The organism is Azospirillum rugosum, assembly GCF_017876155.1.
GTDB lineage: Bacteria > Pseudomonadota > Alphaproteobacteria > Azospirillales > Azospirillaceae > Azospirillum > Azospirillum rugosum.
Genome location: NZ_JAGINP010000030.1, coordinates 38,455 through 52,440 on the forward strand (window position 1 = coordinate 38,455; position 13,986 = coordinate 52,440).

Consider the following 13,986-nt stretch of genomic DNA (forward strand, 5'->3'; position numbering starts at 1 on the left):
CTTACGTTCCCCGGATTTTTTTTCGCGACCACGGATTAAGACTCGGTTTTCCCCCAAAGAGCCCACTTGCCTTTCCCGATGATTGTGGTATACCAAGTACCAGATGCGGCACACCAAGCGCTTGTCTCAAGCGCGGCACCGCGAGAACACGAAGGGCGAAACGCCCCGATCAAAGGTCAATGCGACAACGACCAACAGCCCCGCCTGGCTGAAGCGAATTGTTTGAACACCGCATTGGGGAGGACCAGATGAGTCACACCGTAGCCGCACCGCCAGCCGGGCCATCCGCCATGGTGTCCGACAAGGTGCGCTGGATGCAGATCGTCGCCGGCATCGTCTGCATGGTGGCGTCGGCGAACATCCAATACGCCTGGACCTTGTTCGTGCCGGAAATCCAAGCCACCCATGGCTGGACCCGCGCCTCGATCCAGACCGCCTTCACGATCTTCGTGGTCGTGCAGACCTGGCTCACGCCCATCGAGGGCTATTTCATCGACCGCTACGGCCCCCGCGTGATTGTCGCCTTCGGCGGCCTGATGACCGGCCTCGCCTGGATCGTCAACAGCTACGCCGGTTCGCTGTCCTTGCTCTACGTCGGCTCCGCCATCGGCGGCATCGGCGTCGGCTGCGTCTACGCCACCTGCGTCAACAACGCGCTGAAGTGGTTCCCGGACAAGCGCGGCCTCGCCGTCGGCCTGACCGCGGGCGGCTACGGCGCCGGCTCGGCCCTGACGATCCTGCCCATCGCATCGATGATCGCCAGCTCCGGCTACCAGTCCACCTTCTTCTTCTTCGGCATCCTGCAGGGCGCGATCATCTTCGTGGCCGCCTGGTTCCTGCGCACCCCGGCCAAGGAAGAGGTGAAGGTTTCCAACAAGGTGGCGCAGAGCCGCCGCGACTACACCCTGTCCGAGGCCCTGCGCACCCCGGTCTTCTGGGTCATGCAGGTCATGTTCATCTGCACGGTCACCGGCGGCCTGATGGCCGTGGCGCAGCTGGGCGTCATCGCCCACGACCTGGGCGTCAAGGAAACCCCGGTCAGCATCCTCGGCATCACCATGGCCGCCCTGCCCTTCGCGCTGATGCTCGACCGCATCATGAACGGCATCTCCCGCCCGCTGTTCGGCTTCGTGTCCGACCACATCGGCCGTGAGGCGACCATGTTCATCGCCTTCACGCTGGAAGGCCTGGGCATCATCATGCTCAGCCGCTTCGGCCACGATCCGATGATGTTCCTGATCCTGTCGGGCATGGTCTTCCTGGCCTGGGGCGAAGTCTACAGCCTGTTCAGCGCCACGTCGGCCGACACCTTCGGCACCAAGCACGCCGGCAAGATCTACGGCGTCCTCTACTGCGCCAAGGGTGTCGCCGCCCTGCTCGTGCCGCTCGGCAACCTGCTGATGGAAGCGACCGGCACCTGGGCCACCGTGCTCTACGTGACGGCGACCATGGACCTGATCGCGGCCTTCTGCGCCATCGCCGTCCTGAAGCCGATGCTGAAGCGCCACCACGCCCGCAACGAGGCCGAAGCCGCCGCCCGGCGCGGCAGCCCGGTGGCCGCCACCGTCAGCCCCTGATCGCGGCACCACCGAAAAAGGCAAAAGGGGTCACGGCATCCGTGGCCCCTTTTTGCCGTCCGGCGTTATTCAGGTCCGGCCTTATGGCCGGCAAGGAACGGGCGGGGAGCGAATGGGCAAAGGGAGAATGGACCCCGACGACTGGAGCAATTTGAAGCTGGTCTGCGCCTGGGCCATCGGCGGCCTGACGGTCAGCGCGGTGGCGGTCGCAGCGCTCCTCACGGTTCCGAAGCCGCCCGGCGGGGTCATCGTCGAGCGGGCGATCCACAACATGGACCAGGAGACCTGCGAGCGGCTGCTGCGCCGCTTCGCCGAACAGCCCCTGACAGGATCGAGCATATCGGGTTTGGGCATGGCGGGATCGCGGGTGCTGTGGCTGTGGGCGGAGGAGTCGACGCCGGGCGTCTACACGGGCGCCCCCTGGACCGCGCAGATCGCGGGCATGCCATCAGCCGGGGGCACGACCGCCTCGCCGCGCCCCTACGCCTTCGACCCGGCCGCCCAGGCCATTCCGCCGGAGGCCTGCTCCTTCCCCAGCAACTCGCTGTACATCGTCGCGGTGGAAGGGGCGGCGGGCGAGAAGCACGCCTCGGAGCGGACCAAATCGCCATAAAAAAAGCGGCCGCGCGAGGCGGCCGCAGTTACCCAAGACAGTACCGAACTTGACAGAAGGAAACCCGTATCAACCCGTACTCGTTGCCCCTTACTCCTCGCGCTGCCCCATGAGCTGGAGGAGCATCTGGAAGAGGTTGATGAAGTTGAGGTAGAGGGAAAGCGCGCCCATGACGGCGAGCTTGGTGTTGGTCTCGTGGCCGTAGCCCTCGGCGTACTCTTCCTTGATGCGCTGGGTGTCGTAGGCGGTCAGGCCGGTGAAGATGACGACGCCGATGACCGAGATGGCGAACTGCAGCGCGCTGGAGCCGACGAAGATGTTGACCAGGCTGGCGATGACGATGCCGATCAGGCCCATCATCAGGAAGGAGCCCATCTTCGACAGGTCGGCCTTGGTGGTGTAGCCCCACAGGCTCATCGCGGCGAACATGGCGGCGGTGATGAAGAACACCCGCGCCACGCTGGCCCCGGTGAAGACCAGGAAGATCGACGCCATGGAGACGCCCATCACCGCGCAGAATGCCCAGAACAGCCCTTGCAGGCCGCTCGCCGACATCCGCTCGAACCGCCAGGACAGAACCATGATGAAGGCCAGCGGCGCCAGCATCACCACCCACTTCAGCGGCGTGGTGAAGATCGGCACGTACAGCGCCGGCGTGCTCGCCACGAACAGCGCCACCAGCCCGGTCACGCCCAGGCCCAGCATCATGAAGTTGTAGACCCGCAGCATGTGCTTGCGCAGGCCCTCGTCGAAGGCAGCGCCGTAGGTCTGGGCGGCGCCGCCGAATCCTTGTCCGTAATAGGGTCCGCTCATCGTTTCACCGTATGAATTGCAAAGGGGGGATCAGAACCACGCCATCCGCGCGTCGCGGGCGTGGGCCAGGATTTCACGTTCGGACCGCTCGCCGCACAGCGCGTAGACGGTGGTCCCGACCTGCCAATAGGCGACCGAGACCTCGCCGATGCGCTCCGCCTGCGGTTCGGTCACGGCGAAGCTGTCGACCTCGCTGGCGAACAGCGTGATCAGTTCGTTCTGGCTGGAGTGGTAGGCGGCCTGGATCGCCACGCCGCCGTCCCAGGCCACCGTGCGAAGCCCGTCCGGCGCGCGCGCGATGTCCAGCTCCGGCAGCGGGACGGCCGCCGCCGGGTCGGCGGGGCTGTGCAGGCGCTGGAACAGCGAATGCGCGACCTCGGCGAAGGGCTTGAAGGAGATCTCGCTGTGCTGGGCCTGCTGGTGGGTCTGCGCGGCGATGGTGATGTAGTGGGTGGCGGCGTGCGCCGCGGCCACGGGGTTCACCGACAGGTGCTCCATCGTCGCGTGCCCGACCCAGCCGAACCCGATCAGGCACAAGGCCGCCGCCGCGCGGCGCCCCTTCCCGGAAGCCGAACGGTCGCGCGCCCGCCGGGGCGCCGGGGCATCCGCGCGACGCCACAGGGACCGCCAGCCGAGCCGGCGCGGCTGCGCCTCCCCCGTGGGGACCGCCTGCGGTTCGGGTGCCGGTTTGTTCGCCTTTGGCACCGGCACCGGGGCCGGGCTGTCCATGAACAGGATGATCTCGTCGCGCACCCGCATGTCGTGCATGACCCGCGCGGCGATCTCCGGGTTGTTTTCCAGATAGGCTTCCACGTCGATGCGCCGCCGGGCATCCAGTTCGCCGTCGATGTAGGCGTTCAGGTCGATGTCGCTGATCGGTTCGTTCATCGTCACTTCACCACGCGAAACGGGGGGCGCGCCTGACCGCTGGAAAGGGGGGCGCCGGAGGTGGCAGCCGGGAATGAGCCCGCCGGGCGCTCGCCGCTGGTCGCCGCCCGCAGCGCCTCGCGGGCGCGGCCGAGGCGCGACATCAGGGTGCCGACCGGCACGCCCAGGCATTCCGCCGCGTCCTTGTAGGTCATGCCGTCCAAGGCCACGAGGACCAGCGCCTCGCGCTGTTCGACCGGCAGGGTCATCAGCGCGGCGATGGTCTGGCCCAGGTGGACGGCGCTCATCTGCGGCGGCGGGGCGGCCTCGTCGGCCATGGACAACAGATCGCCGGTCGCCTGCCGCTCGGCCTGCAGCCGCCGCCAGCGGTCCACGAAGGTGTTGTGGACGATCGCCAGCAGCCATTTGCGCAGGTCCCGCCCGTCCATGTAGGACGCCGAGCCTTCGATGGCCTTGACAAGCGCCTCCTGGACGAGGTCTTCCGCCTGGTCGGGATCACGCATCAGGACGAGGGCGTAGCGCCGCAGTACGTCCAGATGCTGTCCCAGCTGCTCCTTCATCACCCTTCCCGAACTGTTCTCAACCGCGGGGGCCGTTACCACCCCTCCCTTCGAATACGGATGGCGAGACACCTTAATCCCAGTTCTGCCGGAAAAATTGGATTCGAGGAAATTGGCATCGATGGGACTTTTCACTAACGTCGCCCCGGCAAAGGAAGAGGCAAGCATGGCAAACGAAAAGGAAGCGGTGGCGCTCGGCTCGATCCTGGCCAGCGGGGCGATGACCGTGGGCAAGTTCACGGTCGGCATGGCGACCGGCAGCCTGGGCCTGCTGTCGGAGGCTCTGCACAGCCTGCTCGACCTCGGCGCCACCGTGCTGACCTGGTTCGCCGTGCGGATCAGCGACCAGCCGGCCGACGCGGAGCATCCCTACGGCCACGGCAAGGTGGAGAGCGTCAGCGCGCTGGCCGAGACCGGCCTGCTGTTCCTGACCAGCGCCTGGATCATCTACGAGGCCGCACACCGCCTGATGGCCGACCGGGTGGAGGTGGAGGCGACCTGGTGGGCGGTGGCGGTGGTGCTGGTGTCCATCGCCATCGACTACTACCGCGCCCGCGAGTTGTCCCGCGTGGCGAAGGAAACCAACAGCCAGGCGCTGGAGGCTGACGCCCTGCACTTTTCCTCCGACATCCTCAGCTCCGCGGTCGTGCTGGTCGGGCTGGGGCTGGTGTGGCTCGGCTATCCCCGGGGGGACGCGCTGGCCGCCATCGGCGTGTCGATCTTCGTGTGCCTGGCGGGCTACCGGCTCGGCCGCCGCACCATCGACACGCTGATCGACGCCGCCCCCGCCGGTGCCGCGGAACGGGTGGAGGGCATCGTGCGCGCGGTGCCGGGAATCGCCGCCGTGCAGCGGGTGCGGGTGCGCCCGGCGGGCAGCCTGCTGTTCGTGGACCTGGACGTGGCCGTCGGCCGCGCCCTGCCGCTGAACCGGGTCGCGGAGATCAAGGCCGCCGTCGTGGAGGCCCTGCGCGCCGCCATGCCGGAGGCGGAGGTGACCGTCGCCGCCCACCCGCTGGCGCTCGACGACGAGACGGTGCTGGAGCGCGTGATGGTCCGCGCGGCCGACCTCGGGGTCGGCGTCCACCACGTCACCGTGCAGCGGGTCAACGGCCGCCTGTCGGTCAGCTTCGACCTGGAGGTGAACGGCCGCCTGCCGATCCGCCAGGCCCACGCCCTGTCCTCCCGCCTGGAACGCGCGCTGAAGGAGGAACTGGGCGACGACATCGAGGTGGAATCCCACATCGAGCCCCAGCAGGACAATGGGCAGGAGGACGGCGTCGACGGCGTGGACATCGCGGCCGAACGGACCGCGGCGATGCAGGCCCGCATGGAGGCCTGGGCCGCGGAATCCGGACGACTTCTCGACGTCCACAACGTCCGCGTCCGCCAGACGCCGTCCGGGCTGGTGGTCAACTTCCACAGCCACGTCCCGCCCGACCTGACCGTGTCGGAGGTGCACGACGCGGTGGACGATCTGGAACGCCACATCCGCCAGCAATGGCCGGAGGTCTGCCGCATCGTCGGCCACCCCGAACCCGCCCACGACCCGGTGGGGGGAGGGACACCTGTCCCTTCTCCCCTCCGGGGAGAAGGTTAGGATGAGGGGGCGCCCGAAGGGCGGACAGGCACTGCAATGAGCGTGCGTTGTCGGCCTACGGCCGCCCCCTTACCCAACCCTCTCCCCAGAGGGGCGGGGGCTTGAACTCCGATCGGCCCTGCAATCCGGGCATGCCTCCGTGTGCGGATTGTCCACTAGGCTGATCGCCCCTTGCCGCCTGCCGCCGAGACGATGCCGAACTCCCAGCCCGCCCAGCCGGCCGCCCCACCGGCGGAGACCGCCACATCCGCCATGCGCGCCGTCTCTCCCAGTGATTCCCGGGGCGACTTCCGATCCGCCTTCCGCCACCGCGCCTTCGTCCTATTCTGGTGCGCGCGCATTGCGGCTTGGCTCGCCATGCAGATGCAGGTTGTAGCGGTGGGCTGGCAAATCTACGCGATGACCGGGACGGCGATCAGTCTGGGGCTGGTCGGGCTGCTCCAGTTCCTGCCGACGCTGCTGCTGGTGCTGGTGTCCGGGCACATCGTGGACACCCACGACCGGCGGAAGATCCTCGTCGCCGTGCTGGCGGTGGAGTGTGCCGCCATCGGCGCGCTGTTCGCGCTGACCGCCTCCGGCGCGCTGACCCCGGCGCTGATCTTCGCCATCGTCATCGTGCTGGGGACCGCCAAGTCCTTCGAGGGGCCGGCGATGCAGGCGCTGCTGTCGGCCTTGGTCCCGCCGGAGGATCTGCCCAACGCCATCGCCTGGAACTCCTCGGCCATGCAGTCGGCGATGGTCGCCGGCCCGGCGCTGGGCGGCCTTCTCTACGTCGCCGGGCCGGCGGTGGTCTACGCGACCAGCACGGTCCTGCTGGCCGTCGCCACCCTGTTCGTGGTCCTGCTGAAGCCGCGGCCGGTGGAGCTGCCGCGCCGGGCGGTCAGCCTGTCGACCCTGCTGGCCGGCGTCTCCTTCATCCGCAACCAGCCGGCCATCCTCGGCGCCATGTCGCTGGACATGGTCGCCGTGCTGCTGGGCGGGGCCACGGCCCTGCTGCCGGTCTACGCGCACGACGTGTTGCTGGTCGGCCCCTGGGGCCTTGGCCTGCTGCGCAGCGCCCCGGCGGTGGGCGCCCTGCTGATGGCGCTGGCCCTCGCCCGCTTCGGCGTGCGGCGCAACGCCGGCGCCTGGATGCTGGGCGCCGTCGCCGGCTACGGCGTGGCGACCATCGTGTTCGGCCTGTCCACCTACCCCGGCCTGTCCTTCGTCGCGCTGGCGATCCTGGGGGCCATGGACCAGGTCAGCGTGTTCGTGCGGCAGACCCTAATCCAGCTGTCCACGCCCGACCAGATGCGCGGCCGCGTCGGCGCCGTGTCGTCGCTGTTCATCGGCGCCTCCAACCAGTTGGGCGAGTTCGAGTCCGGAGTCGCGGCCACCTGGCTGGGCGCCGTCCCGGCGGTGGTGGCCGGTGGCGTCGGGGCCTGCGCCATCGCCTTCGTCTGGGCCTGGCGCTTCCCCAGCCTGCGCCGCCTGGACCGCCTCGACCGGCTGACGCCGTTGGGGTGATGCGCGTTTTCATCCGTCATTCCCGCGAAGGCGGGAATGACGATGGAAGGGTGTCGCCCAGGACACCTTCCGCTTTACGCCACCAGCTGCGCGCCCAGGAACTGCTGAAGCTCCGGCGTGCGGGGGCTGCCGAACACCTCCTCCGGCGGGCCGATCTCGTGGACGCGGCCCTGGTGCATGAAGACGACGCGGTCGCAGACCTCGCGGGCGAAGCGCATCTCGTGCGTCACCATCATCAGCGTCATGCCGTCGGCGGCCAGTTCCTTCACCACGGCCAGCACCTCGTTCACCAGTTCCGGGTCGAGCGCCGAGGTGATCTCGTCGCAGAGCAAAGCCATCGGCTGCATGGCCAGCGCCCGCGCGATGGCGACGCGCTGCTGCTGCCCGCCGGAGAGCTGGTCGGGAAAGGCGTCGAACTTGTGGCTGAGGCCGACGCGGTCGAGCATGCGGCGGGCCATGGCCTCCGCCTCCGCCGCGGGCGTCTTCTTGACGACCATCTGCGACAGCATGACGTTGCGCCCGGCCGACAGATGCGGGAACAGGTTGAACTGCTGGAAGATCATGCCGACCTTGAGGCGCAGCGCCTTCAGGTGCAGCTCGTCCGGGATCAGCTGCGCGCCGGCCACCATGATGGAGCCGTCGTCGATCATCTCCAGCCCGTTGACGCAGCGCAGGAGCGTGCTCTTGCCCGAGCCGCTCTTGCCGATGATGGCGATCACCTCGCCGCGTTCGACGTCCAGGTTGATGCCCTTCAAGACTTCGACGTCGCCGAAGCGCTTCTTCACCTCAGTGATGGCGATGAGCGACATTGAACTTCCTTTCCAGAATCTGGCTGCTCTTCGACAGGGGCCAGCACAGCGCGAAGTAGATCAGGGCGACGAGCCCGTAGACGGTGAAGGGCTGGAAGGTCGCGTTGGTGACCACCGTGCCGGCCTTCGACAGTTCCACGAAGCCGATGATGGAGGTCAGCGCCGTCCCCTTCACCACCTGGACCGAGAAGCCCACGGTGGGCGGGATGGCGACCCGGACGGCCTGCGGCAGGATGACGTAGCGCATCTGCTGCACATAGCCCATGCCGAGGCTGGCCGAGGCCTCCCACTGGCCGCGGGTGACCGATTCCACACAGCCGCGCCAGATCTCCACCAGGAAGGCGGCGGTCCACAGGATCAGCGCCAGCCCGGCGGCGAGCCAAGCCGGCACGTCGATGCCGAACAGGCCGAGCCCGAAGAAGGCCAGGAACAGCTGCATCAGCAGCGGCGTGCCCTGGAACAGCTCCACATAACCCTGCACGAACAGCCGGCCGGCCCGCCGCTTGCCGATGCGCAGGAACAGCAACGCAAGGCCCAGCAGCCCGCCGCCAAGGAAGGACACCAGCGACAGCAGCACGGTCCAGCGCGCGGCCAGCAGCAGGTTGCGCAGGATGTCCCAGACGGTGAAGGTCATCATCGCGCCGCCCTCCGCGGGAACAGCAGGCTGCCGACGCCGCGCAGCGCCTGGCGGAGCGCCAGCGCCAGCAGCAGGTACAGCGCGGTGGACAGGAAGTAGGTCTCGAACGCCCGGAAGGTGCGCGACTGGATGAAGTTGGCGGCGAAGGTCACGTCCTCCGCGGCGATCTGCGACACCACGGCGGAGCCCAGCATGACGATGACGATCTGCGACGACAGGGCCGGCCAGATCCGTTGCAGCGCCGGGATCAGCACCACGTGCCGGAAGGTCTCGAACCGCGTCATGGCGAGGCTGGCGCCCGCCTCGAACTGGCCGCGCGGGGTCGCCTCGATGCCGGCGCGGATGATCTCGCTGCTGTAGGCGCCGAGGTTGACGACCATCGCGAGGTTGGCGGCCTGAAGCTCCGACATCTGCAAGCCCAGCGACGGCAGGCCGAAGAAGATGAAGAACAGCTGGATCAGGAACGGCGTGTTGCGGATCAGCTCCACATAGGCGGCGACCACGGGGCGCAGCCAGCGCGGCCCCAGCGCCCGCACCCCGGCGCAGGCGACGCCCAGCGCCACCCCGCAAAGCGCCCCGACGAGGATCAGTTCCACCGTCGTCAGCAGCCCCTTCAGGATGACGGGCCAGTAGAGGGGAAGCCACGAAAAGTCAAAGCGGTAGGTCATTCAGCCCTCCGGTCGGCCGCGCGTCCGCCACATCCGAGAAATGGCGAACTCCGGCGTAAAGCCCTTCTCCCCTCGTGGGAGAAGGGTTGGGATGAGGGGGCGGCCGCAGGCCGGAAAGGTCTCTCCAAACCAGCGCCCTACCCCTCACCCCAACCCCTCTCCCACAAGGGGAGAGGGGCCACACGCGAGCCTCAGAGATCCTTCGGCAGGTCGGCGGACAGCCACTTCTGCGCAATGGCGTTCAGGGAGCCGTCGGCCTTGGCCGCCGCGATGATGGCGTTCACCTTCGCCAGCAGGGCCGGCTGTTCCTTGTTCAGGCCGATGAAGCAGGGGGAGTTCTTGATCAGGAACTTCAGCTCCGGCCGCTTCGGCGGGTTGCGCTCCAGGATCGCCGCGGCGACCACGTTGCCGGTGGCGACCACCTGGACCTGACCCGACAGGAAGGCGGAGATGGTGCCGTTGTTGTCCTCGTATCGCTTGATGACCGCGTCGGTCGGGGCGATCTTGGTCAGCTCCAGATCCTCGATGGCGCCGCGGGTCACGCCGACCGTCTTGCCGACGAGGTCTTCCGGCTTGGCCACCGCCACGCCCGACGGGGCGAAGACGCCGTTGAAGAAGGGCGCATAGGCGTCGGAGAAGTCGATGACCTTCTCGCGCTCCGCGTTCTTGCCGAGGCTGGAGATCACCAGGTCGACCTTGTTGGTCTGCAGGTAGGGGATGCGGTTGGCGCTGGTCACCGGGACCAGTTCCACCTTCACGCCCATCTTCGAGGCGATCAGCTTCGCTACGTCGATGTCGTAGCCCATCGGCGTCATGTCCGTGCCGACCGAGCCGAAGGGCGGGAAATCCTGCGGGACGGCGATGCGGATGGTGCCGCGCGCGGTGACGTCCTGAAGCGCGTCGGCGCGCGCCTCCGGGGCCTTGGCGAGCGTCAGACCGGCGACGGCCGCGGCGGCCAGGGCAAGCAGGGTCCTGCGGTTCATGTCTCTTCTCCTCCTGCGTTTGGAAAGGCAGTGTTGGAATTGGCGGCAAAGGGAAAGGCGGGTGCGCCGGGCGACAGGATTTCGCGCAAGCCCGCCAGGGGATCGGGTGTGGCGGCGAGGTCGAGCCCGTCCTCGACCCGCCGGATGTGCTCGTCCATCAGCGCCGCGGCCCCGGCGAAGTCGCCGTCGGCCAGCAGCGCCACGATGCGGTCGTGGTCGTCGCTCGACTCCGCGGCGTGCTGCTCCGACTGGTAAAGCATGGACACCAGCGTGGTGCGCGCGGTCAGGTCGCGCAGGATGTCGGTCAGGAAGGGGTTGCCGAAGGTGTGGGCGAGGTGGATGTGGAAGTCGCCCAGCAGGCAGGTGCGGGAGCCGACCTGCCCGGCGTCCAACGCGCGGCGTTCCTCCTCCACATGGGCGCGCAGATGCGCGACCGCGTCCGCCGGCACATGGTGGAGCGCGCGCAGCATGCCGGCCTCGATCAGCCGCCGCGCCTGGAAGGCGGCGCGCGCGTCGGTCGCCGAGGGCTCCACGATGAACCAGCCGCGCCGCGCGCTGACATGGACGATGCCGCGCGCCTCCAGCCGCATCATGGCCTCGCGCACGCGTGTCCGCGACACGCCGTAGATCTCGGCCAGCTTCGACTCGCCCAGCCGGGTGCCGGGCCTGAGCCGGCCGGCCAGGATGGCGGTGACGACGGAGTCTTCGATGCTGTCGGACGCAAGGGTCATCAAACTGCCGAACCAATCTTGTATACAAGACTGATCAGCAAGAGCCGTGCCAGCCGCGAAGCCGCGGTTTTGCTCGACCAGGGCAATACCTTTGGTCAAAACACAGGCACACGAATGACCTGCTCAAGAACAATGCATCGATATTGGGCAAGCGGGAGCGGCGCAGGATTCGCGCGCCGGCGGCGGCGCGGTTGCACCGGTGGCCAGCTTGGGCATGGAATTGGAAGGGAAAGAATTCGTCCCCGCGCTAGACCTGCGGTCCGCGCCGACGAAAGCATTGCCGCGCGAAAGAGTCAGGTTCCGCCTGTCGGCGGAAACAGCGGCAAGATTTGGGGGAGAAAGGAAAAGTGGTGCCCAGGGGCGGAATCGAACCACCGACACGGGGATTTTCAGTCCCCTGCTCTACCAACTGAGCTACCTGGGCACCGGGGCTGCGGCGTCTTCGGCCTTGTCGGCCACCGCAGCGCGTCGAGGCGCGCTTTGTAGGAAAAATCGGAGGGCCTGTCTAGCCCAAAAATGCAAAAAATACGGCGCTCACCGAACGCCGTCCTCATCGTCGTCGGCGCCCGGATCGACATCCGGCCGGTCGCCGCTTTCGATGCGGTAGACACCGCCCAGCCAACGCGACAGGTCCACGTCGGCGCAGCGCTTGGAGCAGAAGGGATGCGCCTCCGGCGTCGCCGGACGGCCGCAGATCGGACAGGGCTTGTCCGCGGACTTCCTGTTGTCGTTCATCGCTTATCCTCCGTCGAGGGTACAGACGGCCGCGCCAGCAGGTCGGCCAACGCCGTGCCGCGCCGCGCCCGCGTCATCTCCACCAGCCCGAGCTTCGACAGCCCATAGACCTGGGTCTGCGCCGGATCGTCCTCCACCGCGCGGGACAGGGCGTTCAACAGGCGCTCCGCGTCGCCGCGGTTGCGCATGTTCACGAAGTCGACGACGACGATCCCGCCGACGTTGCGCAGGCGCAGTTGCCGGGCGATCTCGTCCGCCGCCTCCAGATTGACGTCCAGCGGGTTGCCGCGCTCCCCGGCGTTCACGTCCACGACGGTCATCGCCTCGGTCCGTTCGATCACCAACGACCCGCCGCCGTCCAGCGGCACGCGGATGCCCAACAGCCCGGCGATCTCAGCGTCAAGATCCCGCAGGTCGAACAGGCGCTTCGCCCCGCCCGCCGCCGCAATCGTTGCCGCGGCCAGCGGACGCGGGTCGTGCGGCGCGATGCGGTCCTCCAGATCCGGGGCGCGGTCGGCGCACCAGACCGCGAGGTCGCGGGCCAGGGCCGCGTCGTCCACGATGACCCTCTCGACCCCGGCCGCACCATGCTCGATCAGGGCGCGGCGCGGCGCGTCGGGGCCGGGCAGCAGCAGGGCGGGGGCGGGCCCCCGCTCCGCAGCCGCGCTGAGCGTCCGCCACGCGAGGTGCAGCGCGTCCGACTCGGCCGCCAGCAACCCGTCGTCTGCGGCGGCGGCACCGGCCCGCACGATCCAGCCGGAACCGGACGCGAGGCCCTGGATGCGACGGGCCAACTCCGCGCGCTCCGGGCCGCTGCCCAGGCGCTTGGACACCGCCACGTCGCGTCCCAGCGGCGCGTGCACCAGGAAGCGGCCGGGCAGCGTGACGTCCATGGTCAGCGACGGCCCCTTGGCGCCGACCGCGTCGGCCTTCACCTGGACGAGCACCGACTGGCCGGTGCGCAGCAGGGTGCCGATGCGGTCGTCCCGGCCGCGCGGCCGGCCTTTCGGCCCGCGGACGTCGCCGCCGGACAGCAGGCCCGAGACTCCGTTGCCGAGGTCGACGAAGGCCCCGTCCAGCCCGGTCGCGATGCGCTCCACCTTGCCGAGGAACACATGGCCGAGCAGCGACGGGCGCTCCGCATGGTCGATGTAGAGGTCGGTGAGGCGGCCATCGGTCAGCACGGCCGCCCGCGTCAACGGGCCGTCCCGGTCCACCAGGATTTCCAGGGAGCGGCCCATCCGAGAATCCGCCTTGCCGGTCACGGCAGCGGGAAACCCGCACCGCGGAGCAGGGCGGCCACCTCGAACAGCGGCAGCCCGACCACGTTGCTGTAGGAACCGCCGATCCAGCGGACATGGGCCGCCGCCCGTCCCTGGATCGCGTAGCCGCCGGCCTTGCCGTGCCATTCGCCCGACGCGAGGTAGGAGTCCACCTCGTCGGGGCCCAGCACCTTGAAGGTCACGTCGGTGCGCACCACTCGATCCGACCGGCGGGGCGGTTCGCCGGCGCCGGTGGGGGACAGCAGCACGACTCCGCCGAACACCCGGTGTCGGCGCCCCGAAAGCAGGCCGAGGCAGGCGCGCGCCTGCGTCTCCTCGTCCGCCTTGGGCAGGATTCGCCGGCCGCAGGCGACGACCGTGTCGGCGGCCAGCACGAAGGAACCGGGGTGACGGGCCGCCACCACGGCAGCCTTTTCGCCGGCCAACCGCAGGGCATGCTGCGGCGGCAGCTCGCGCGGCAACGGCGATTCGTCGATGTCTGCGGGATCGACCGCGTCGGGAACCACGCCGATTTGGCGCAACAAGTCGAGCCGGCGGGGCGAGGCGGACGCCAGCACAAGCCGGGGCGTGGATACAGTGCTCATCA

15 protein-coding genes and 1 tRNA gene are annotated in these 13,986 nt (G+C 68.8%); 4 read left to right on the top strand and 12 right to left on the bottom strand.

What is annotated here, in order from left to right; all coding sequences use genetic code 11:
- Nucleotides 1-248: 248 nt before the first annotated feature.
- Complete coding sequence (gene oxlT, locus J2851_RS30660; protein ID WP_209771440.1) at nucleotides 249-1,577, top strand: oxalate/formate MFS antiporter; 1,329 nt, start codon at nucleotides 249-251, stop codon at nucleotides 1,575-1,577.
- A gap of 127 nt (nucleotides 1,578-1,704) precedes the next feature.
- Entirely contained in the window at nucleotides 1,705-2,190 is a 486-nt protein-coding gene (locus J2851_RS30665; protein WP_209771442.1) for a hypothetical protein, read from the top strand.
- Between the two features lie 90 nt (nucleotides 2,191-2,280).
- Here J2851_RS30665 and J2851_RS30670 read toward each other — a convergent pair whose 3' ends face one another.
- From J2851_RS30670 to J2851_RS30680, 3 genes are read right to left on the bottom strand one after another with little or no spacing between them, the layout of a single operon-like run.
- Nucleotides 2,281-3,003 carry a Bax inhibitor-1/YccA family protein gene (locus J2851_RS30670; protein WP_209771444.1) on the bottom strand — a complete coding sequence of 241 codons (723 nt, stop codon included), beginning with the start codon at nucleotides 3,001-3,003 and terminating at the stop codon, nucleotides 2,281-2,283.
- Between the two features lie 30 nt (nucleotides 3,004-3,033).
- The gene (locus J2851_RS30675; RefSeq protein WP_209771445.1) at nucleotides 3,034-3,891 is read right to left on the bottom strand and encodes an anti-sigma factor family protein; all 858 of its coding nucleotides are present in this window, start codon (nucleotides 3,889-3,891) and stop codon (nucleotides 3,034-3,036) included.
- A 2-nt stretch (nucleotides 3,892-3,893) separates the two neighbouring features.
- Nucleotides 3,894-4,451, bottom strand: coding sequence for a sigma-70 family RNA polymerase sigma factor (locus J2851_RS30680; protein ID WP_209771447.1), 558 nt, complete (start codon nucleotides 4,449-4,451; stop codon nucleotides 3,894-3,896).
- Nucleotides 4,452-4,617: 166 nt separating this feature from the next.
- Here J2851_RS30680 and J2851_RS30685 point away from each other — a divergent pair, with 166 nt between their 5' ends.
- Together J2851_RS30685 and J2851_RS30690 are read left to right on the top strand one after the other, a co-directional pair.
- On the top strand, nucleotides 4,618-6,048 hold the full coding sequence (locus tag J2851_RS30685) for a cation-efflux pump (RefSeq protein ID WP_209771449.1): 1,431 nt from the start codon (nucleotides 4,618-4,620) through the stop codon (nucleotides 6,046-6,048).
- A 171-nt stretch (nucleotides 6,049-6,219) separates the two neighbouring features.
- Nucleotides 6,220-7,554: an MFS transporter gene (locus tag J2851_RS30690; RefSeq protein ID WP_246501048.1), complete on the top strand. Its 1,335-nt coding sequence runs from the start codon at nucleotides 6,220-6,222 to the stop codon at nucleotides 7,552-7,554.
- Between the two features lie 74 nt (nucleotides 7,555-7,628).
- Here the strand turns inward: J2851_RS30690 and J2851_RS30695 are convergent, their stop codons facing one another.
- The 9 genes from J2851_RS30695 to J2851_RS30735 form a co-directional block, all read right to left on the bottom strand.
- Nucleotides 7,629-8,363 (bottom strand): amino acid ABC transporter ATP-binding protein, encoded by a 735-nt coding sequence (locus J2851_RS30695; RefSeq protein WP_209771451.1) that lies wholly within the window; start codon nucleotides 8,361-8,363, stop codon nucleotides 7,629-7,631.
- On the bottom strand, nucleotides 8,341-9,000 hold the full coding sequence (locus tag J2851_RS30700) for an amino acid ABC transporter permease (protein ID WP_209771453.1): 660 nt from the start codon (nucleotides 8,998-9,000) through the stop codon (nucleotides 8,341-8,343). The genes J2851_RS30695 and J2851_RS30700 overlap by 23 nt, the downstream gene beginning before the upstream one ends.
- On the bottom strand, nucleotides 8,997-9,668 hold the full coding sequence (locus J2851_RS30705) for an amino acid ABC transporter permease (protein WP_209771455.1): 672 nt from the start codon (nucleotides 9,666-9,668) through the stop codon (nucleotides 8,997-8,999). The genes J2851_RS30700 and J2851_RS30705 overlap by 4 nt, the downstream gene beginning before the upstream one ends.
- A 191-nt stretch (nucleotides 9,669-9,859) precedes the next feature.
- Nucleotides 9,860-10,651: a transporter substrate-binding domain-containing protein gene (locus J2851_RS30710; RefSeq protein ID WP_209771457.1), complete on the bottom strand. Its 792-nt coding sequence runs from the start codon at nucleotides 10,649-10,651 to the stop codon at nucleotides 9,860-9,862.
- Nucleotides 10,648-11,382 carry a GntR family transcriptional regulator gene (locus tag J2851_RS30715; protein WP_209771459.1) on the bottom strand — a complete coding sequence of 245 codons (735 nt, stop codon included), beginning with the start codon at nucleotides 11,380-11,382 and terminating at the stop codon, nucleotides 10,648-10,650. Before J2851_RS30715 ends, J2851_RS30710 begins: the two co-directional genes overlap by 4 nt.
- Nucleotides 11,383-11,730: 348 nt before the next feature.
- Nucleotides 11,731-11,806: transfer RNA gene (locus tag J2851_RS30720), tRNA-Phe, on the bottom strand.
- 110 nt (nucleotides 11,807-11,916) lie between these two features.
- Nucleotides 11,917-12,117 carry a DNA gyrase inhibitor YacG gene (yacG, locus tag J2851_RS30725; RefSeq protein ID WP_209771461.1) on the bottom strand — a complete coding sequence of 67 codons (201 nt, stop codon included), beginning with the start codon at nucleotides 12,115-12,117 and terminating at the stop codon, nucleotides 11,917-11,919.
- Entirely contained in the window at nucleotides 12,114-13,358 is a 1,245-nt protein-coding gene (locus J2851_RS30730) for a ribonuclease E/G (RefSeq protein ID WP_209771463.1), read from the bottom strand. The genes yacG and J2851_RS30730 overlap by 4 nt, the downstream gene beginning before the upstream one ends.
- Nucleotides 13,359-13,378: 20 nt before the next feature.
- A complete protein-coding gene (locus J2851_RS30735) occupies nucleotides 13,379-13,984 on the bottom strand; it encodes a Maf family protein (RefSeq protein ID WP_209771465.1) in 606 nt (201 codons plus the stop codon).
- Between the last annotated feature and the right edge of the window lie 2 nt (nucleotides 13,985-13,986).

Excerpts from the sequence above, each read along its gene's own strand:
- oxlT (WP_209771440.1), top strand. The coding sequence starts at position 249 with ATGAGTCACACCGTAGCCGCACCGCCAGCCGGGCCATCCGCCATGGTG.
- J2851_RS30665 (WP_209771442.1), top strand. The coding sequence starts at position 1,705 with ATGGACCCCGACGACTGGAGCAATTTGAAGCTGGTCTGCGCCTGGGCC.
- J2851_RS30670 (WP_209771444.1), bottom strand. The coding sequence starts at position 3,003 with ATGAGCGGACCCTATTACGGACAAGGATTCGGCGGCGCCGCCCAGACC.
- J2851_RS30675 (WP_209771445.1), bottom strand. The coding sequence starts at position 3,891 with ATGAACGAACCGATCAGCGACATCGACCTGAACGCCTACATCGACGGC.
- J2851_RS30680 (WP_209771447.1), bottom strand. The coding sequence starts at position 4,451 with ATGAAGGAGCAGCTGGGACAGCATCTGGACGTACTGCGGCGCTACGCC.
- J2851_RS30685 (WP_209771449.1), top strand. The coding sequence starts at position 4,618 with ATGGCAAACGAAAAGGAAGCGGTGGCGCTCGGCTCGATCCTGGCCAGC.
- J2851_RS30695 (WP_209771451.1), bottom strand. The coding sequence starts at position 8,363 with ATGTCGCTCATCGCCATCACTGAGGTGAAGAAGCGCTTCGGCGACGTC.
- J2851_RS30700 (WP_209771453.1), bottom strand. The coding sequence starts at position 9,000 with ATGATGACCTTCACCGTCTGGGACATCCTGCGCAACCTGCTGCTGGCC.
- J2851_RS30705 (WP_209771455.1), bottom strand. The coding sequence starts at position 9,668 with ATGACCTACCGCTTTGACTTTTCGTGGCTTCCCCTCTACTGGCCCGTC.
- J2851_RS30710 (WP_209771457.1), bottom strand. The coding sequence starts at position 10,651 with ATGAACCGCAGGACCCTGCTTGCCCTGGCCGCCGCGGCCGTCGCCGGT.
- J2851_RS30715 (WP_209771459.1), bottom strand. The coding sequence starts at position 11,382 with ATGACCCTTGCGTCCGACAGCATCGAAGACTCCGTCGTCACCGCCATC.
- yacG (WP_209771461.1), bottom strand. The coding sequence starts at position 12,117 with ATGAACGACAACAGGAAGTCCGCGGACAAGCCCTGTCCGATCTGCGGC.
- J2851_RS30730 (WP_209771463.1), bottom strand. The coding sequence starts at position 13,358 with ATGGGCCGCTCCCTGGAAATCCTGGTGGACCGGGACGGCCCGTTGACG.
- J2851_RS30735 (WP_209771465.1), bottom strand. The coding sequence starts at position 13,984 with ATGAGCACTGTATCCACGCCCCGGCTTGTGCTGGCGTCCGCCTCGCCC.